This is a genomic window from Streptomyces sp. Rer75, assembly GCF_013414305.1.
Taxonomy (GTDB): Bacteria; Actinomycetota; Actinomycetes; order Streptomycetales; family Streptomycetaceae; genus Streptomyces; species Streptomyces himastatinicus.
The window spans coordinates 3702954-3724447 of the sequence record NZ_CP058693.1 but is presented as its reverse complement, the minus strand read 5'-3'; the positions used below and the strand labels follow the sequence as shown (position 1 = coordinate 3724447).

Here is a 21494-nt window from a genome sequence, read left to right as displayed (position 1 = left end):
CCTGCTCCACAAGAGCGCATCGACTCATCTCAGCACCGCGGAGACGGCGTAATGGCGACGGCGAACGAAGAGAAGTACCTCGACTACCTCAAGCGGGCCACCACCGACCTGCGCGAGGCGCGGCGGCGGCTGCGCGAGGTCGAGGAGCGCGAGCAGGAGCCCATCGCCATCGTCGCGATGAGCTGCCGCTACCCGGGTGGCGTGCGGACGCCCGAGGAGCTGTGGGAGCTGGTCGCCCGCGGCGGTGACGCGGCCTCGCCGTACCCCACCGACCGCGGCTGGGGTACGGACGTCCTCTTCGATCCCGAGCCGGACAGCGGCCAGGAGCCGTACGTCCGCGAGGGCGGTTTCCTGCACGACGCGGCCGAGTTCGACCCGGCGTTCTTCGGCATCTCGCCGCGCGAGGCCCTGGCGATGGATCCGCAGCAGCGGCTGCTGCTGGAGACGTCGTGGGAGGCGTTCGAGCGCGCGGGCATCGACCCGACGACGCTCCAGGGCAGCCGGACCGGCGTGTTCGCGGGCGTCATGTACCACGACTACGCGTCCCGGCTGTTCTCCGCGCCCGAGGACGTCGAAGGCTTCCTCGGCAACGGCAGCTCCGGCTCCATCGCCTCCGGCCGCGTCGCGTACACCTTCGGCCTGGAAGGCCCGGCCGTCACCATCGACACGGCCTGCTCCTCCTCCCTGGTCGCCCTGCACTTCGCCGCGCAGGCGCTGCGCCGCGGGGAGTGCTCGCTGGCGCTGGCCGGTGGCGTCACCGTCATGGCCACCCCCGGTACGTTCACCGAGTTCAGCCGCCAGCGCGGGCTGGCCGTCGACGGTCGCTGCAAGTCGTTCGCGGAGGCCGCCGACGGCACCGGCTGGGGCGAGGGCGCGGGCATGCTGCTGCTGGAGCGGCTGTCCGACGCCCGCGCCAACGGCCACCAGGTGCTCGGCCTCGTCCGCGGCTCCGCCATCAACCAGGACGGCGCCAGCAGCGGCCTCACCGCCCCCAACGGCCCCTCCCAGCAGCGCGTCATACGCCAGGCCCTGGCCGGGGCCCGGCTCTCCGCCGGACAGATCGACGTGGTCGAGGCGCACGGTACGGGGACCACGCTGGGCGACCCCATCGAGGCGCAGGCGCTGCTCGCCACCTACGGGCGCAACCACTCCGACGAGCAGCCGCTGTGGCTGGGCTCCATCAAGTCCAACATCGGCCACACCCAGGCAGCCGCCGGTGTCGCGGGCATCATCAAGATGGTCATGGCGATGCGCCACGGGGTCCTCCCGCGGACCCTGCACGTCGACCAGCCCACCTCCAACGTCGACTGGTCCGCCGGCGCCGTCTCGCTGCTCACCGAGACCCGCGCCTGGCCCGACACCGGACAGCCGCGGCGCGCCGCGGTGTCCTCGTTCGGCATCAGCGGCACCAACGCGCACACCATCCTGGAGCAGGCGCCCGACCCGGCCACCGCCGCCGAAGAGCCGCAGACCACCACCGAAGACGGTGGCGAGGCCGCGGCCCCCGCCACCGCGCTGCCGCTGTGGACCGTCGCGGCCAAGACCCGGCCCGCGCTGCGCGCCCAAGCCGCGAACCTCCGCGCCCACCTCGACGCCAACCCCGGACTCCCGCTCGCCGACGCCGCGTTCTCCCTGGCCACCGGCCGGGCGGCCTTCGAGCACCGCGCGGCGATCGTCGCCGACGACCGCGACGGCCTGGTACGGGCCCTCGACGCGCTGACCCGCGAGGAGCCCGCGCCCGGGTTGTTCGACGGCAAGGTGGCGGGCGGCAAGGTGGCGTTCCTGTTCACGGGGCAGGGCAGCCAGCGCCTCGGGATGGGGCGCGAGCTGTACGACGCGTACCCGGTGTTCGCCGGTGCCTTGGACGAGGTGTGCGCCGAGCTGGACCCGCACCTGGAACGGCCCCTGAAGGGCGTCCTGTTCGGCGAGGACGCCTCGCTGCTGGACCGGACCGGCTTCACCCAGCCCGCGCTGTTCGCGGTCGAGGTGGCGCTGTTCCGGCTGGTCGAGGCGTGGGGGCTGCGGCCCGACTTCCTGTCGGGCCACTCGATTGGTGAGCTGGCCGCCGCGCATGTGGCGGGTGTGCTCTCCCTCGCGGACGCGTGCCGGTTGGTGGCGGCGCGCGGGCGTCTGATGCAGGAACTTCCGGCCGGTGGCGCGATGATCGCCATTCAGGCGTCGGAGGACGAGGTGGCGCCGCTGCTCACCGAGCGCGTCAGCATCGCCGCTGTGAACGGCCCGACGTCGGTGGTCATCGCGGGCGACGAGGACGCGGCTCTGGCGATCGCGGCTGGCTTCGAGGCGCAGGGCCGGAAGACCAAGCGGCTCACGGTCAGCCACGCCTTCCACTCGCCGCGCATGGACGGGATGCTGGACGCGTTCCGCGAGGTCGCGGAGGGGCTGACGTACGAGGCCCCGAAGATCCCCATCGTGTCGAACCTGACCGGTGCCGTGGTCTCCGCCGACGAGATCACGACCGCCGACTTCTGGGTGCGCCACGTCCGCGACGCCGTCCGCTTCCTCGACGGTGTGCGCGCTCTTGAGGACCGTAACGTCACTACGTTCGTGGAACTGGGCCCGGACGGCGTCCTCAGCGCCATGGCGCAGGACTGCCTGACCCGTGACGACGCCACCCTTGTCTCCGCGCTGCGCACCGGCCGCCCCGAGGTCCAGAGCCTGGCCACGGCCCTCGCGCAGGCACACGTACGCGGCGTCTCACCCGACTGGAACGCGGTGTTCGCCGGGACGGACACCACCCGCGCCGACCTTCCTCTGTACGCCTTCCAGCGCGAAAAGTACTGGCTGGACGCCGGATACCCGATGGGCGACGTGACGTCCGCCGGGCTCGGCGCCGCCGACCACCCCCTGCTGGGCGCCGCGGTGGCGCTCGCCGACACCGACGGCTTCCTCTACACCGGCCGCCTCGCCCTGGACACCCACCCGTGGCTGGCCGACCACACGGTGGCCGGTTCGGTGCTGCTGCCCGGGACCGCGTTCGTGGAGCTGGCGGTGCGCGCCGGTGACCAGGTGGGATGCGATCTGCTGGAGGAGCTGACCCTGGAGGCGCCGTTGGTGCTTCCCGAGGTGGGCGGCGTGCAGCTTCAGCTGTCGGTGGGCGCGCCCGACGCGTCGGGGCGGCGTGCGCTGACGGTGTACTCGCGGCCCGAGGACGCGGCCGTGGACGAGGTCTGGGAGCGGCACGCCTCGGGTGTGCTGAGCTCGGGGGCGTCGTCTTCCGCCTCCTTCGACCTGGGCGTATGGCCCCCGGAGGGCGCGACGCCGGTCGCGGTCGAGGGCCTGTACGAGGGACTGGCCGACGCCGGGCTCGCCTACGGTCCGGTGTTCCGCGGGCTGAAGTCCGCGTGGCGGCTGGGCGATGACGTCTACGCCGAGCTGGAGCTTGCGGAGGATGCGCGGTCCGAGGCGGGGTCGTTCGGTCTGCATCCGGCGCTGCTGGACTCGGCGCTGCATGCGGTGGGTCTGGGCGGCCTGATCGAGGGCGAGGACGGGGCTCGGCTGCCGTTCTCGTGGTCCGGTGTGTCGCTGCACGCGGTCGGTGCGTCGGTGCTGCGGGTGCGCCTGTCGGCCGTGGGCGCGGACGCGGTGGCGCTGGCGGTGGCCGATGGTGCGGGTCGTGCCGTGCTGTCGGTGGACTCGCTGGTGTTGCGGCCCGTGGCCGTCGAGCAGATCCGCGGCGCGCGGGGCGGTCGCCAGGAGTCGCTGTACCGGCTCGACTGGGCCGAGGTGTCCGGCGCGGGCGCGGTGGGGCAGTGGGCGCTGGTTGGGTCCGATGTTCTTGGCCTGGCGTCGGCGACCGGGCAGCGGTTCGACACGTTCGCGGACCTGGACGCGCTCGCCACGGCGGTCGCGTCCGGCGCCACCGCCATGCCGGATGACGTGCTGGTTTCCTTCGCTCCCGGTGGAGATGGCGACCCCGTTGCCGTACGCCGGGCAACGGCCGAGGCGCTGGAGCTGGTCCAGGCGTGGCTGAACGACGAGCGGTTCGCGGACGCCCGGCTGGTCCTGCTGACCTCGGGCGCCGTGGCAGCCGGTACGGACGAGCCGGTGGCCGACCTCGCCCACGCCGCCGTGTGGGGCCTGGTGCGCTCCGCCGAGTCGGAGAACCCGGGCCGGTTTGTGCTGGTCGACGTCGATGGTGCGGCTGGCGCGCGTACGGCGGTGTCGGGTGCGCTGGCATCGGGTGAGCCGCAGGTGGCGGTGCGGGACGGTGTGCTGCGGGTGCCGCGTCTGGCGCGGGCCGTGGTGGATGCCGAGCAGGTGCCTGACTTTGGTGCCGAGGGCACGGTGTTGGTGACCGGTGCGAGTGGCACGCTGGGCGGGCTGGTGGCGCGGCACTTGGTGGCCGAGCGTGGCGTACGGCAGTTGCTGCTGGTGAGCCGTCGTGGCGACCAGGCTCCTGGTGCTTCGGAACTCGGTGCCGAACTGGCCGGGCTGGGTGCCGAGGTGCGGTGGGCCGCGTGCGATGTGGCCGACCGGGGCGCGCTGGCTGAGGTGCTGGCGGCGGTTCCGGCCGAGCATCCGCTGACGGGTGTGGTGCACACGGCGGGTGTGCTGGATGACGGCGTGATCGGTTCGCTGACGCCGGAGCGGCTGGCCAAGGTGCTGCGGCCCAAGGTGGACGCGGCCTGGAACCTGCATGAGCTGACCGCGGACCTGGACCTGTCGGCGTTCGTTCTGTTCTCGTCGGCCTCCGGTGTCTTCGGCGGCGCGGGTCAGGGCAACTACGCGGCGGCCAATGCGTATGTGGATGCGTTGGCGCAGCACCGCAGGGCGCGTGGTCTGGCCGGTACGTCGCTGGCGTGGGGTCTGTGGGCCGATGCCAGCGGGATGACCGGCGAGCTGGACGACGCGGACGTGTCCCGGATGAGCCGGGGCGGCGTCGGCGCGCTGTCGGCCGCCGAGGGGCTGGAGCTGTTCGACGCGGCGTCTGGTGCGGGCGAGGCGCTGCTCGTGCCGGTGCGGCTGGACTTGGCGGCGGTGCGCGCCGAGGCCGCGTCGTCGGGTGTGGTGGCGCCGTTGATGCGTGGGCTGGTGCGGATGCCGGCGCGGCGTACGGCGGAGGGCTCCGCCGGGACGGGCGCGCTGGCGCAGCGGCTGGCCGGGCTCGGCGAGGCCGAACAGCTCGACCTGCTGCTGGGGCTCGTCCGTACGCAGGTCGCCGCCGTCCTGGGCTACGGCTCCGCCGACTCCGTGGACCCCGAGCGCGCCTTCCGTGACCTGGGCTTCGACTCGCTGACCGCCGTCGAGCTGCGCAACCGGATGAACGCGGCCACCGGCATGCGGCTCCCCGCCACCCTGGTCTTCGACTACCCGACCTCCCTCGTCCTCGCCGAACACCTTCGGGCCGAACTGGCGGGTACGCAGGGCCAGGTGGCCGTACCGGCATCGACCGTGGGTGCGGTCGACGACGAGCCGATCGCCATCGTCGCCATGAGCTGCCGCTTCCCGGGCGGAGTGCGCACCCCCGAGGAGCTGTGGCAGCTGCTGGCCTCCGGCCAGGACGCGATCTCCGGCTTCCCCGTCGACCGCGGCTGGGACCTGGACACGATCTACCACCCGGACCCCGAGCACCCGGGCACGTCGTACACCCGCGAGGGCGGCTTCCTCCACGACGCCGCCGACTTCGACCCCACCTTCTTCGGGATCTCGCCGCGCGAGGCCCTCGCCACTGACCCGCAGCAGCGGTTGCTGCTGGAGACGTCGTGGGAGGCGTTCGAGCGGGCGGGCATCGACCCGACGACGCTGCGCGGCAGCCAGACCGGTGTCTTCGCGGGTGTCATGTACCACGACTACGCCACGCTCGTGGAGCAGGCCCCCGACGGCGGCGGCGAGGGCGCGATCGGCTCCGGCAGCACCGGCTCCATCGCCTCCGGCCGGGTCGCGTACGCCCTCGGCCTGGAGGGCCCGGCGGTGACGGTGGACACGGCCTGCTCGTCGTCGCTCGTCGCCCTGCACTGGGCGATGCAGGCGCTGCGGGCGGGGGAGTGCTCGCTGGCGCTGGCCGGTGGCGTCACGGTGATGGCCACCCCGGCGACCTTCATCGGCTTCAGCCGCCAGGGCGGCCTGTCCGCCGACGGCCGCTGCAAGGCGTTCTCGGCGGACGCGGACGGCACGGGCTGGGCCGAAGGCGCGGGCATGCTGCTCGTGGAGCGGCTGTCGGACGCGCGGCGCAACGGTCACCCCGTGCTCGCGGTCGTACGCGGCAGCTCCGTCAACCAGGACGGTGCGAGCAATGGCCTGACGGCGCCGAACGGCCCGTCGCAGCAGCGCGTCATCCGCGCGGCCTTGGCTGGTGCGGGTCTGTCGGCCGCCGATGTGGATGCGGTCGAGGCGCACGGTACGGGGACCACGCTGGGCGACCCGATCGAGGCGCAGGCGCTGCTCGCCACGTACGGCCGTGACCGGTCCGAGGACCAGCCCCTGCTGCTGGGTTCCATCAAGTCCAACATGGGCCACACGCAGGCCGCGGCCGGTGTCGCGGGCGTGATGAAGATGGTCCTCGCCATGCGCCACGGGGTGCTGCCGCAGACCCTGCACGCGGGCGAGGCGTCCCCGCATGTCGACTGGTCGGCGGGCGCGGTGTCGCTGCTGACCGAGCAGACGCAGTGGCCGGAGACCGGCCGTCCGCGCCGCGCGGGCGTGTCGTCGTTCGGCATCAGCGGCACCAATGTTCACACGATCATCGAGCAGGCCCCGGTGGTCGAGGCGGAAGCGGAGTCCGTTGTCGATGCCGCCGCGCCGGTGGTGCCCTCGGTGATCTCCGGCCGCAGCGCGGCCGCACTGCGCGCCCAGGCCGAACGCCTCCGGGCCCACGTGGACGCCCACCCCGAACTGCGCCCCGTCGACCTCGGCTACTCGCTCGCGACCACCCGTTCCGCATTCGACCACCGCGCGGCCGTCGTCGCGGAGGACCGCGCCGGGCTGCTGGCCGGTCTGGAGGCGCTGGCGGAGGGCCGCAGTGCTGCGGGGCTCGTTGAGGGTTCGGTGGCCGGTGGGCGCGTGGCGTTCCTGTTCACGGGGCAGGGCAGCCAGCGGCTCGGGATGGGGCGTGAGCTGTACGACGCCTATCCGGTGTTCGCGGAGGCGTTGGATGCGGTGTGCGATGCGCTGGACGCGCACCTTGAACAGCCGCTGAAGGCAGTGCTGTTCGGGGACGATGCGGCGGTTCTGGACCAGACGGCGTTCACTCAGCCTGCGTTGTTCGCGATTGAGGTGGCGCTGTTCCGGCTGGTGGAGGCGTGGGGTCTGCGTGCGGACTTCCTGTCGGGCCACTCGATCGGTGAGCTGGCTGCCGCGCATGTGGCAGGGGTGCTGTCGCTTGCGGATGCGTGCCGGTTGGTGGCGGCGCGGGGTCGTCTGATGCAGGAGCTTCCGGCCGGTGGCGCGATGATCGCCGTCCAGGCGTCGGAAGACGAGGTGCTGCCGCTGCTCGGCGAGCGCGTGAGCATCGCCGCGGTGAACGGGCCCATGTCGGTCGTCATCGCGGGTGACGAGGATGCTGTTGTTGAGGTCGCGGCGTCGTTTGAGGTGCAGGGTCGGAAGACCAAGCGGCTCACGGTCAGCCATGCGTTCCATTCGCCGCGTATGGACGGGATGCTGGAGGCGTTCCGCGAGGTCGCGGAGGGGCTGTCGTACGAGGCTCCGCGTATTCCGATCGTGTCGAACCTGACCGGTGCCGTGGTGTCCGCCGAGGAGATCGCGACCGCCGACTTCTGGGTGCGGCATGTCCGCGAGGCGGTCCGCTTCCTCGATGGTGTGCGCGCTCTGGAGGCTCAGGGCGTCAGCACCTTTGTGGAGCTGGGCCCCGAAGGGGTGCTCACCGCCATGGCGCAGGAGTGCGTGACCGGCGACGACGCCGCGTTTGCGTCCGTCTGCCGCAAGGACCGTGCCGAGGTCGAGTCGTTGGTGTCGGCTGTCGCGCGGGCGCATGTGCGAGGCGTGGCGGTGGACTGGGCGGCCTTCTACGCCGGTACGGGCGCCGTTCGCGTCGACCTGCCGACGTACGCCTTCCAGTACGAGCGCTACTGGCCGGAGGTCTCGGCCGCTGCGCTGGGTACGGCCGGGCTGGGGCTGGCGGCCGTGGACCATCCGCTGGTGGGGGCTGCTGTGCCGCTCGCGGGTGGTGATGGGCTGCTGCTGACGGGGCGCTTGTCGGTGCGGACGCATCCGTGGCTGCTCGATCACGTCGTGATGGGTTCGGTGCTGCTGCCGGGGACGGCGTTTGTCGAGCTGGCGGTTCACGCTGGTGACCAGGTCGGGTGCGATCTGGTGGAGGAGCTGACGTTGGAGGCGCCGTTGGTGCTTCCTGAGGTGGGTGGCGTTCAGCTTCAGGTGTCGGTCGGTGCGCCGGACCGCTCTGGGCTCCGTGCGTTCGAGGTGTACTCGCGGCTTGAGGATGCGGCGGCGGATGAGCCGTGGGTGCGGCACGCCTCGGGTGCGCTGACGGAGGGCGCGTCGTCCGGATCGCGTGACCTGGAGGTGTGGCCTCCGGAGGGGGCGACGCCGGTGGGGCTGGATGGCCTGTATGAGGGCATGGCGGGTCTGGGGTTGGCGTATGGCCCGGTGTTCCAGGGGCTGACGTCTGCCTGGCGGCTGGGCGGTGAGGTCTTCGCGGAGCTGGAGCTTGCGGAGGATGCGCGGTCCGAGGCGGGTGCGTTTGGTCTGCATCCGGCGCTGTTGGACTCGGCGTTGCATGCGGTGGGTCTGGGTGGCCTGATCGAGGGCGGGGACGGGGCGCGGTTGCCGTTCTCGTGGTCGGGTGTGTCGTTGCACGCGGTGGGTGCGTCGGTGCTGCGGGTGCGTTTGGCCGCTGCTGGTACGGACGCGGTGTCGCTGGCGGTGGCTGATGGTGCGGGTCGCGCCGTGCTGTCGGTGGATTCGCTGGTGCTGCGGCCCGTGTCGGCCGAGCAGATCAGCGGTGCGCGGGGCGGACGCCAGGACTCGCTGTTCCGACTGGACTGGGTCGGCCTGCCCGCTTCGGTGTCCTCCGCCCCCGTACCGTCCGCCCGTTGGGCTGTGCTCGGCTCGGGAGACCTCGGGCTCGGGGCCGTCGGTGCCGACATCGCCACGTACGCGGATCTGGCCGCGCTGACCGAGGCGGTCGCTTCGGGCGCCACCGGGGCGCCGGAGCTCGTCTTCGTGTCGCCCGCCGTGGACGGCGGCGAGGACGCGGCCGAGGCGACCCACCGGGCCACGGCCGACGTTCTGGCGCTGGTCCAGGCGTGGCTGGGTGATGAGCGGTTCGCGGATGCGCGGCTGGCCGTCCTCACCTCGGGTGCCGTAGCCGCCGGGGCGGACGAGACGGTGACCGACCTGGCGCAGGCCGCCGTGTGGGGTCTGCTGCGCTCGGCGCAGGCGGAGAACCCGGATCGGTTTGTGCTCGTCGACGTCGACGGCCAGGACACGTCGTTCCGTGCGCTGTCCGCCGCGCTCGCCTCGGGCGAGGCGCAGCTTGCGCTGCGTGGCGGGACGGTGCGGGTGCCGCGTCTGGCGCGGGCCGTGGTGGATGCCGAGCAGGCGTCTGACTTTGGTGCCGAGGGCACGGTGTTGGTGACCGGTGCGAGTGGCACGCTGGGCGGGCTGGTGGCCCGTCATCTGGTGGCGGAGCGTGGCGTACGGCAGCTGCTGCTGGTGAGCCGCCGTGGGGCGGAGGCTCCTGGTGCGGCCGAGCTGGGTGCTGAGCTGGGCGCGTTGGGTGCCGAGGTGTGGTGGGCCGCGTGTGATGTGGCGGACCGGGATGCGCTGGCTGAGGTGCTGGCGGCGGTTCCGGCCGACCATCCGCTGACGGGCGTGGTGCACACGGCGGGTGTGCTGGACGACGGCGTGATCGGCTCGCTGACCGCTGAGCGGCTGGCCGCCGTACTGCGTCCGAAGGTCGATGCGGCCTGGAACCTGCATGAGCTGACCGCTGACCTGGACCTTTCGGCGTTCGTGGTGTTCTCGTCGGCCGCCGGTGTCTTCGGCAACGCCGGTCAGGGCAACTACGCCGCCGCCAATGCCTTCTTGGATGCGTTGGCGCAGCAGCGCAGGGCGCGTGGTCTGGCCGGTACGTCCCTGGCGTGGGGGCTGTGGGCGGACTCCAGCGCGATGACCGGCGCCTTGGACGATGCCGATGTGTCCCGGATGAGCCGGGGCGGTGTGCTCGCGCTGTCGGCCGCTGAGGGGCTGGAGCTGTTCGACGCCGCGGGCCGCTTCGGCGAACCGCTGCTCGTACCGATGTCGCTGGACATGGCCGCGCTCCGGGCGCAGGCGGGCAGCGGCGCACTGCCGTCGCTGTTCCGCGGGCTGGTGCGGGTGCCGGCGCGGCGTACGGCGGAGGGTTCGGTCGCATTGGGTGCGCTGGCGCAGCGGCTGGCCGGGCTCGGCGAGACCGAACAGCTCGACCTGCTGCTCGACCTGATCCGCTCGAACGTCGCGGCGGTCCTCGGATACGCCGGTCCGGAGACGGTCGAGCCCGGTCGTTCCTTCCGTGAACTGGGCTTTGACTCGCTGACGGCGGTGGAGCTGCGGAACGCGTTGGGTGCGGCGAGTGAGCTGCGGTTGCCTGCGACGTTGGTCTTCGACTACCCGACGCCGGTGGTGCTCGCGGAGTTCCTGCGTACGGAGCTTGGTGGGACCGCGGCCGCGGTGGCCGGTCCGGTGGTGGTGTCGGCTGCGGATGACGAGCCGATCGCCATCGTGGGGCTCGGTTGCCGTTATCCGGGTGGGGTGGAGACGCCGGAGGATCTGTGGCGGCTGGTCATGGAGGGTCGGGACGCGATCTCCGAGTTCCCGACCGACCGTGGCTGGGACCTGGGCGGCCTCTTCCACGAGGACCCCGGCCACAGCGGTACGAGCTACGCCCGCGAGGGCGGCTTCGTGGAGGAAGCGGGCCACTTCGACCCGGCCTTCTTCGGGATTTCGCCGCGTGAGGCCCTCGCCATGGACCCGCAGCAGCGGTTGCTGTTGGAGACGTCGTGGGAGGCGTTCGAGCGGGCGGGTATCGACCCGGGTGTGCTGCGGGGCAGCCGTACCGGCGTCTTCGCGGGCGTCATGTACCACGACTATGCCTCGCTGCTGGAGCGCGTGCCGGAAGGCGTCGAAGGCTTCCTCGGTACGGGGAACGCGGCGAGCGTGATTTCGGGTCGGTTGGCGTACACGTTTGGGCTTGAGGGTCCGACGATCACGGTGGATACGGCGTGTTCGTCGTCGTTGGTGGCGCTGCACCTGGCGGTGCAGGCGCTGCGGAACGGCGAGTGCTCGCTGGCGTTGGCCGGTGGTGTGACGGTGATGGCGACTCCGGCGCCGTTTGTGGAGTTCTCCCGTCAGCGTGGGCTTGCGGCGGATGGCCGGTGCAAGGCGTTCTCGGCGGACGCGGATGGCACGGGGTGGTCCGAGGGTGCGGGCATGCTGCTGGTGGAGCGGCTGTCGGACGCGCGTCGCAATGGCCACCCGGTGTTGGCGGTGGTGCGGGGTTCTGCCATCAACCAGGACGGTGCGTCGAACGGTCTGACGGCGCCGAATGGTCCCTCGCAGCAGCGTGTCATCCGGCAGGCGCTGGCGAATGCTGGTGTGTCGGCGTCCGAGGTGGACGCGGTCGAGGCGCATGGCACGGGTACGTCGCTGGGCGACCCGATCGAGGCACAGGCGCTGCTGGCCACCTACGGCCAGGAGCGGGAGGCCGACGGGCCGCTGTGGCTGGGGTCCATCAAGTCGAACATGGGCCACACGCAGGCCGCGGCGGGTGTCGCGGGCATCATCAAGATGGTCATGGCGATGCGGCACGGGGTGTTGCCGCGGACGCTGCACGTGGATGAGCCGTCGCCGCACATCGACTGGTCCGCGGGCGCGGTGTCGCTGCTCGGTGAGGCGCGGGAGTGGCCGGAGTCGGGCCGTCCGCGGCGTGCGGCGGTGTCGTCGTTCGGATTCAGCGGGACGAACGCCCACACGATCATTGAGCAGGCGCCCGTTGTTGTTGAGGATGAAGCGCCGCGTGAGGTGGCCGTGACGCCTGGGGTCACGCCGTTTGCCCTGTCCGGCAAGTCGGCCGACGCGCTGCGTGCGCAGGCCGTGCGGTTGCTCGCCCACCTGGACGAGCGGCCCGAGCTGCCGCTGACCGACCTCGGCTACTCGCTCGCGGTCACGCGGGCCGCGCTGGACCACCGTGCGGTGGTGGTCGGCGAGGAGCGGACCGCGCTGGTCGCGGGTCTGGAGGCGCTGGCGGAGGGCCGCAGTGCTGCGGGGCTCGTTGAGGGTTCGGTGGCCGGTGGGCGCGTGGCGTTCCTGTTCACGGGTCAGGGCAGCCAGCGGCTCGGGATGGGGCGTGAGCTGTACGAGGCGTACCCGGTGTTCGCGGAGGCGTTGGATGCGGTGTGCGATGCGCTGGACGCGCATCTTGAGCAGCCGCTGAAGACGGTGCTGTTCGGGGACGATGCGGCGGTTCTGGACCAGACGGCGTTCACTCAGCCTGCGTTGTTCGCGGTTGAGGTGGCGTTGTTCCGGCTGGTCGAGGCGTGGGGTCTGCGGCCCGACTTCCTCTCCGGCCACTCCATCGGTGAGCTGGCTGCCGCGCATGTGGCGGGTGTGCTGTCGCTTGCGGATGCGGCGAAGTTGGTGGCGGCGCGTGGTCGTCTGATGCAGGAGCTTCCGGCCGGTGGCGCGATGATCGCGGTGCAGGCGTCGGAGGACGAGGTGGCGCCGCTGCTGACCGACAGGGTGAGCATTGCCGCCCTCAACGGGCCGACGTCTGTGGTCATCGCGGGTGACGAGGATGCTGTTGTCGAGGTCGCGGCGTCGTTTGAGGTGCAGGGTCGTAAGACCAAGCGGCTCACGGTCAGCCACGCGTTCCATTCGCCGCGTATGGACGGGATGCTGGAGGCGTTCCGCGAGGTCGCGGAGGGGCTTTCGTACGAGGCTCCGCGCATTCCGATCGTGTCCAACCTGACCGGTGCCGTGGTCTCCGCCGAGGAGATCGCGACCGCCGACTTCTGGGTGCGGCACGTCCGTGAGGCCGTGCGCTTCCTCGACGGTGTGCGCACCCTTGAAGCGCAGGGCGTGACGACGTACGTCGAGCTGGGCCCCGACGGTGTCCTCACTGCCATGGCGCAGGAGTGCGTGACCGGGGACGACGCCGCGTTCGCGTCCGTCTGCCGCAAGGATCGTGCCGAGGTCGAGGCGCTGGTGTCGGCTGTCGCGCGGGCGCACGTCCGTGGCGTGGCGGTCGACTGGGATGCCGTTTTCGCCGGAACGGGCGCTGCGCGGGTCGAGCTGCCCACGTACGCCTTCCAGCGCCGCCGGTACTGGCCCCAGGCGTCGGCATACGGCGTCGCGGGCACGGCCGGGCTCGGACTGGCCGCCGTGGACCATCCGCTGGTGGGGGCTGCTGTGCCGCTCGCGGGCGGTGATGGGCTGCTGCTGACGGGGCGCTTGTCGGTGCAGACGCATCCGTGGCTGCTCGATCACGCTGTGATGGGTTCGGTGCTGCTGCCGGGTACGGCGTTTGTCGAGCTGGCGGTTCACGCTGGTGACCAGGTCGGTTGTGGCCTGGTGGAGGAGCTGACGTTGGAGGCGCCGTTGGTGCTTCCTGAGGTGGGTGGCGTTCAGCTTCAGGTGTCGGTGGGCGGCGCCGTTGACGGTGCCGGGCGTCGTTCGGTCGAGGTGTACTCGCGGCTTGAGGACGCGGCTGCGGATGAGCCGTGGGTGCGGCACGCCTCGGGTGCGCTGGCGGAGGCCGCCCCGACTGCGCCATCCGATCTGGGTGTGTGGCCTCCGGCGGGGGCGACGCCGGTCGAGCTGAATGGTCTGTATGAGGGCATGGCGGGTCTGGGGCTGGCATATGGCCCGGTGTTCCAGGGGCTGACGTCTGCCTGGCGGCTGGGCGATGAGGTCTTCGCCGAGCTGGAGCTTGCCGAGGACGCGCGGTCCGAGGCGGGTGCGTTTGGTCTGCATCCGGCGTTGCTGGACTCGGCGTTGCATGCGGTGGGTCTGGGTGGCCTGATCGAGGGCGGGGACGGGGCTCGGTTGCCGTTCTCGTGGTCCGGTGTGTCGCTGCACGCTGTCGGTGCGTCGGTGCTGCGGGTGCGTCTGGCCGCGGCCGGTACGGACGCGGTGTCGCTGGCGGTGGCTGATGGTGCGGGTCGTGCCGTGCTGTCGGTGGATTCGCTGGTGTTGCGGCCGGTTGCTGCTGAGCAGATCAGCGGTGCGCGAGGCGGGCGCCAGGAGTCGCTGTTCCGCCTGGAGTGGGCGGAGTTCGCCGCTCCGGCCACCACAGATGGGCAGGTCGGCGACGGTTGGGCGGTGCTCGGAGCCGGTTCGCTGGCGCAGGGCCTGTCCGGCGCGGGAGTGGCTGCTTACGCAGATCTGGCCGCACTGGGCGCGGCGATCGAGTCGGTCGATGACGTGATCGTCGACTTCACGTCGCCCGACGGGGATGGCGGTCCGGCCGCTGTCCGCCAGGCCACCGCCAAGGCGCTGAACCTGATCCAGACGTACCTGAACGATGAGCGTTTCGCCGATGCCCGCCTTGTGGTGCTGACCTCGGGCGCTGTCGCCGCCCAGGCCGATGAGCCGGTGGCGGACCTGGCAGGCGCCGCGGTGTGGGGTCTGCTGCGCTCGGCGCAGTCGGAGAACCCGGGCCGGTTTGTGCTGGTCGACGTCGATGGTGCGGCTGACGCGAGTGCGGCGGTGTCGGGTGCGCTGGCGTCGGGTGAGCCGCAGGTGGCGGTGCGGGACGGTGTGCTGCGGGTGCCGCGTCTGGCGCGGGCCGTGGTGGATGCCGAGCAGGTGCCTGATTTCGGTGCCGAGGGCACGGTGTTGGTGACCGGTGCGAGTGGCACGCTGGGCGGGCTGGTGGCGCGGCATCTGGTGGCCGAACGTGGCGTACGGCAGTTGCTGCTGGTGAGCCGTCGTGGCGACCAGGCTCCTGGTGCTTCGGAACTCGGCGCCGAACTGGCCGGGCTGGGTGCCGAGGTGCGGTGGGCCGCGTGCGATGTGGCCGACCGGGACGCGCTCGCTGCGGCCCTCGCGACCGTCCCCGCTGAGCATCCGCTGACGGGTGTGGTGCACACGGCGGGTGTGCTGGATGACGGCGTGATCGGTTCGCTGACGCCGGAACGGCTGGCCAAGGTGCTGCGTCCGAAGGTGGACGCGGCCTGGAACCTGCATGAGCTGACCGCGACTGCGGACCTGTCGGCATTCGTGGTGTTCTCCTCCGCTGCCGGTGTCTTCGGCAACCCGGGGCAGGGCAACTACGCGGCGGCCAACGCGTATGTGGATGCGTTGGTGCAGCACCGCAGGGCGCGTGGTCTCGCCGGTACGTCCCTCGCCTGGGGCCTGTGGGCGGACTCCAGCGCGATGACCGGTGCCCTGGATGATGCGGATGTGTCCCGGATGAGCCGGGGCGGCGTTGCCGCGCTGTCGGCCGCCGAGGGGCTGGAGCTGTTCGACGCGGCGTCTGGCGCGGACGAGGCGCTGCTTGTGCCGATGCGGCTGGATCTTGCGGCGGTGCGCGCCGAGGCCGCGTCGTCCGGTGTGGTGGCGCCGTTGATGCGTGGGCTGGTGCGGGTGCCGGCGCGGCGTACGGCGGAGGGTTCGGCCGCGTCGGGTGCGCTGGCGCAGCGGCTGGCCGGGCTCGGGGAGGCCGAACAGCTCGACGTCCTCCTCGGGCTGGTCCGTCACCAGGTCGCCGCCGTGCTCGGCCACGACTCGACGGACACCGTGGAGCCGCACCAGTCCTTCCGCGATCTGGGCTTCGACTCGCTGACGGCGGTGGAGCTGCGGAACGCGTTGGGTGCGGCGAGTGAGCTGCGGTTGCCTGCGACGTTGGTCTTCGACTACCCGACGCCGGTGGTGCTCGCGGAGTTCCTGCGTACGGAGCTTGGTGGGACCGCGGCCGCGGTGGCCGGTCCGGTGGTGGTGTCGGCTGTGGACGATGAGCCGATCGCCATCGTGGGCCTGGGCTGCCGTTATCCGGGTGGGGTGGAGACGCCGGAGGATCTGTGGCGGCTGGTCATGGAGGGTCGGGACGCGATCTCCGAGTTCCCGACCGACCGTGGCTGGGACCTGGACGGGCTGTACCACCCGGACCCGGACCACCCCGGCACCTCGTACTCCCGCGAGGGCGGTTTCGTCGACCGGGCGGGCCACTTCGACCCGACGTTCTTCGGGATTTCGCCGCGTGAGGCGCTCGCCATGGATCCGCAGCAGCGGTTGCTGTTGGAGACGTCGTGGGAGGCGTTCGAGCGGGCGGGTATCGACCCGGGTGTGCTGCGGGGCAGCCGTACTGGCGTCTTCGCGGGAGTCATGTACCACGACTACGCGTCCTCGCTGCCGACGCTTCCGGAAGGCGTCGAGGGATTCGTCGGCACCGGCAATGCGGCCAGTGTGATTTCGGGTCGGTTGGCGTACACGTTCGGGCTTGAGGGTCCGACGATCACGGTGGATACGGCGTGTTCGTCGTCGTTGGTGGCGCTGCATCTGGCGGTGCAGGCGCTGCGGAACGGCGAGTGCTCGCTGGCGCTCGCGGGCGGTGTGACGGTGATGGCGACTCCGGCGCCGTTTGTGGAGTTCTCCCGTCAGCGTGGGCTTGCGGCGGATGGCCGGTGCAAGGCGTTCTCGGCGGATGCCGATGGCACGGGGTGGTCCGAGGGTGCGGGCATGCTGCTGGTGGAGCGGCTGTCGGACGCGCGTCGCAATGGCCACCCGGTGTTGGCGGTGGTGCGCGGCAGCGCGATCAACCAGGACGGTGCGTCGAATGGTCTGACGGCGCCGAACGGTCCGTCGCAGCAGCGTGTCATCCGGCAGGCCCTCGCCAACGCCGGGCTGTCCGCCGCCGAGGTGGACGCGGTCGAGGCGCATGGCACGGGTACGTCGCTGGGCGACCCGATCGAGGCACAGGCGCTGCTGGCCACGTACGGCCAGGACCGCCCTGAGGACCGGCCGCTGTTGCTCGGTTCGATCAAGTCGAACATGGGTCACACGCAGGCCGCGGCCGGTGTCGCGGGCATCATCAAGATCGTGATGGGGATGCGGCACGGGGTGTTGCCGCGGACGCTGCACGTGGATGAGCCGTCGCCGCACATCGACTGGTCGGCGGGCGCGGTGTCGCTGCTCGCCGAGGCGCAGGAGTGGCCCGAGTCGGGTCGTCCGCGGCGTGCGGCGGTGTCGTCGTTCGGATTCAGCGGGACGAACGCCCACACGATCATTGAGCAGGCGCCCGTTGCCGTTGAGGAAGAGGCGCCGCGTGACGTGGCTGTGACGCCGGGCGTCATGCCGTGGGCGCTGTCGGCGAAGACCGCCGACGCGCTGCGTGCCCAGGCCGTGCGCCTCCGTTCGCACCTGGACGAGCACCCGGACATCACTCCGGGCGACCTCGGCTACTCGCTCGCGACCACCCGCGCCGCGCTGGACCACCGCGCGGTGGTGGTCGGCGAGGACCGCGCCGCACTCGACGCCCTGGCGCGGGGCGAGTCGGCCCCCGGGCTGGTCGAGGGTTCGGTGAGCGACGGCAAGGTGGCGTTCCTGTTCACAGGGCAGGGCAGCCAGCGGATCGGGATGGGCCGTGAGCTGTACGAGGCGTACCCGGTGTTCGCGGAGGCGCTGGACGCGGTGTGCGAGGCGCTGGACGCGCATCTCGAAACGCCGCTGAAGACGGTCCTGTTCGGGGACGATGCCTCGGTGCTGGACCAGACGGCGTTCACCCAGCCCGCGCTGTTCGCCATCGAGGTGGCGCTGTTCCGGCTGGTCGAGGCGTGGGGCGTGAAGCCGGACCTTCTGTCCGGTCACTCCATTGGCGAGCTGGCCGCTGCCCATGTGGCGGGTGTGCTGTCACTCGCCGACGCGGCGAAGCTGGTGGCCGCGCGTGGGCGGTTGATGCAGGAGTTGCCCGCTGGTGGCGCGATGGTTGCCGTCCAGGCGTCCGAGGACGAGGTGCTGCCGCTCCTCACCGAGCGCGTCAGCATCGCCGCCCTCAACGGGCCGACATCGATCGTGATCGCGGGTGACGAGGATGACGCCGTGCAGATCGCGGCGTCCTTCGAGGCGCAGGGTCGTAAGACCAAGCGGCTCACGGTCAGCCACGCCTTCCACTCGCCCCGTATGGACGGGATGTTGGACGCGTTCCGTGAGGTGGCGCAGGGGCTGTCGTACGAGGCTCCCCGCATCCCGATCGTCTCCAACCTGACCGGTGATGTCGTCTCCGTCGAGGAGATCACGACGCCCGACTTCTGGGTGCGCCACGTCCGCGAAGCGGTCCGCTTCCTGGACGGCATCCGCACTCTCGAAGCGCAGGGCGTCACCACCTACCTCGAACTGGGCCCCGACGGTGTGCTCACCGCCATGGCCCAGGAGTGCGTCACCGCCGACCACGACACCGCCTTCGCCTCCGCCCTCCGCAAGGGCCGCCCCGAGGCCGAGGCGCTGACGACCGCCATCGCCCGTGCGTACGTCCGTGGCGTGGCCGTCGACTGGGAGGCGTTCTTCGCCGGGACCGGGGCGCGGCGCGCCGAGCTGCCCACGTACGCCTTCCAGCGCGAGCGCTACTGGCTGGAGGCCCCCGCCGGGGCCGTGGGCGATGTGGCGTCGGCCGGTCTCGGCTCCGCCGATCACCCGTTGCTGGGTGCGGCGGTGGACCTGCCCGACTCCGACGGCTTCCTCTTCACGGGTCGGCTGTCGCTCCGTACGCACCCGTGGCTGGCCGATCACGCCGTCATGGACACCGTGCTGCTGCCGGGGACGGCCCTGGTCGAACTGGCCGTCCGGGCCGGTGACCAGGTGGGGTGCGACCAGGTCGAGGAGCTGACGCTGGAAGCGCCGCTGGTCCTTCCCGAGCGCGGCGCGGTGCAGCTCCGCGTCTCCGTGGACGAGCCCGACGGCCCCGAGGGGCGGCGCGCGCTGCACATCTACTCGCGCCCGGAGGACGCGGCCGACGAGCCGTGGACCCGGCACGCGGCCGGTGTGCTCGGCGCCACCGGCCCGGCCGCCACCGCCCCGAGCACCATGGCGCAGTGGCCCCCGGCGGAGGTCGACGGGACGGCCGTCGAGCCGATCGACGTCGACGGCCTGTACGACGGTTTCGCGGCGCTCGGTCTCGCGTACGGCCCGGTGTTCCAGGGGTTGAAGTCCGCCTGGCGGCGCGGCGACGAGGTGTTCGCCGAGGTGGCGCTGGGCGAGGAGCAGCAGGGTGAGGCCCGTGCGTACGCCTGCCATCCGGCGCTGCTGGACGCCGCGCTGCACGCGGTGGGCCTCGGCGGGTTCTGGGCGGCGGAGGAGGCCGGGCAGGCGCGGCTGCCGTTCTCGTGGGACGGCGTACGGCTGCACGCGGTCGGCGCGACGGCCCTGCGGGTGCGGGTTTCCCCGGCCGGTCAGGGCGCCGGGCAGGGCGCGGTGGCGCTGGAGATCACCGATGAGGCCGGTGCCCCGGTGGTGTCGGTCGGTTCGCTCGCGCTCCGGCCGCTCGCCCCCGGGCAGTTCAACGCCAACAACGCCCGTCACCACGAGTCGCTGTTCCGCGTCGACTGGGCCGCGCTGCCCACATCCGACCAGCAAGAGGACACCGCCCTGTGGGCCGTCCTGGAGAACACCGGCGGCGGCGACCTGAAGATCACCGGGGCGCTGGCCGACGCCGGGATCGAGGCCGAGACCTACGCGGGCCTGTCCGCGCTCGGCGAGGCGGTCGAGGCCGAGGGGATCGCGCCGGACGTGGTCCTCGTACCGTGCCTGCCCGACCTCACCACCCCCGGGGACACCGCCGCCGCGGCACACACCGTGACCCTGCGGGCGCTGGCCCTGGTACGGGAGTGGCTCGCCGACGAGCGGTTCGCCGACTCGCGGCTGGTCCTGCTCACCCGTGGCGCGGTGGCCGTGACGACGGACGGTGAGGCCACGGCCGAGGGCGTGGACGACCTCACCCATGCCGCCCTCTGGGGCCTGGTGCGGTCGGCGCAGGCCGAGCACCCGGGCCGGTTCGTGCTGGCCGACGTGGACGGCGGCGCCGTCGCTGACGCTTCCCTCTCCGCGCTGCTGGCGGCGCTGCGGACGGACGAGCCGCAGTTCGCCGTGCGCTCCGGGGCCGCGTACGCACCGCGGCTGGCGCGCGTGGCGGCCCTGGACGAGGCGGCCGTGCCCGGCCTCGACCCGGCGGGCACGGTGCTGGTCACCGGCGCGTCCGGAACCCTGGGCGGGCTGCTGGCCCGCCACCTGGTGACCGAGCGCGGGGCCAGGCGGCTGCTGCTGACGAGCCGCCGAGGCGCCGAGGCGGCGGGCGCCGCCGAGCTGGCGGCCGAACTCGCCGAGCACGGGGCCCAGGTCACCTGGGCGGCGTGCGACGCGGCCGACCGGGACGCGCTCGCCGCCGTCCTGGCCGACGTCCCCGCCGCACACCCGCTCACCGCCGTGATCCACGCGGCGGGTGTGCTCGACGACGGGACGATCGAGTCCCTCACCCCCGAGCGCGTCGAGCGGGTGCTGCGGCCGAAGGTCGACGCGGCGTGGAACCTGCACGAGCTGACCCGCGGCCTGGACCTCGCCGAGTTCGTGCTGTTCTCCTCGGCGGCCGGTGTCTTCGGCAACCCGGGACAGGGCAACTACGCGGCGGCCAACACCTTCCTGGACGCCCTCGCCCAGCACCGGCGCAGCCAGGGCCTGCCCGCCGTCTCCCTCGCCTGGGGCCTGTGGGACGACGAGGACGGCATGGCGTCCACCCTGGCCACCGCTGACCGGCAGCGCATGAACCGCGGCAGCATGAACGCGCTCGGCAACGCCGAGGGCCTGGCCCTGTTCGACGTGGCCGGGCTCGCCGGACACGGGGTGCTGATCCCCGCCGCCCTGGACATCGCCGCACTGCGCGCCCAGTCCACGGCCGGGGTGGCGCCCCTGCTGCGCGGGCTGATCCGTACCCCGGTGCGGCGCGCCGCCGCGGCCGGTGGCGGCGGGGCGGACGACGCGACGAGCCTCGCCGACCGGCTCGCGGGCATGTCCGCGGCCGAACGGGACCGCTTCCTGCTCAACCTGGTGTGCGCCCAGGTGGCGACCGTGCTCGGGTACGGCAGTGCGGCGGCCATCGAACCGGCCGCGGCCTTCAAGGACCTGGGCTTCGACTCGCTCACCGCCGTCGAACTCCGCAACCGGCTCGGCGCGGCCACCGGCCTCCGGCTCCCGGCCACGCTGATCTTCGACTACCCGACGCCCGACGCCCTCGCCGACCACCTGCGCGCGGAACTTCCGCACGGGGACGGCGGCGGCCCGTCGGTGTTCGGCGAACTCGACCGGCTGGAAGCCGCCCTGGCGGGGGCCGCGGACGACAGCGTCACCCGCTCCAGGATCACCATGCGCCTCCAGGCCCTGCTGGCGAAGTGGAACGACGCGCAGGACACGGCCGCCGACGGCGACACCGACGACAACGACCTCGAATCCGCAACCGACGATGAGCTTTTCGACCTGCTCGACGACGAACTCGGCTCCTCCTGAAAGGGAGCGTCTGGAACTCATGAGCACCACCT

1 protein-coding gene is annotated in these 21494 nt (G+C 72.4%); it reads left to right on the top strand.

Annotated elements, in window-relative coordinates; translation table 11 throughout:
* The first annotated feature begins 51 nt into the window (after window positions 1–51).
* Window positions 52–21462 carry a type I polyketide synthase gene (locus tag HYQ63_RS15615; protein WP_179934363.1) on the top strand — a complete coding sequence of 7137 codons (21411 nt, stop codon included), beginning with the start codon at window positions 52–54 and terminating at the stop codon, window positions 21460–21462.
* The last annotated feature ends 32 nt before the right edge of the window (window positions 21463–21494 follow it).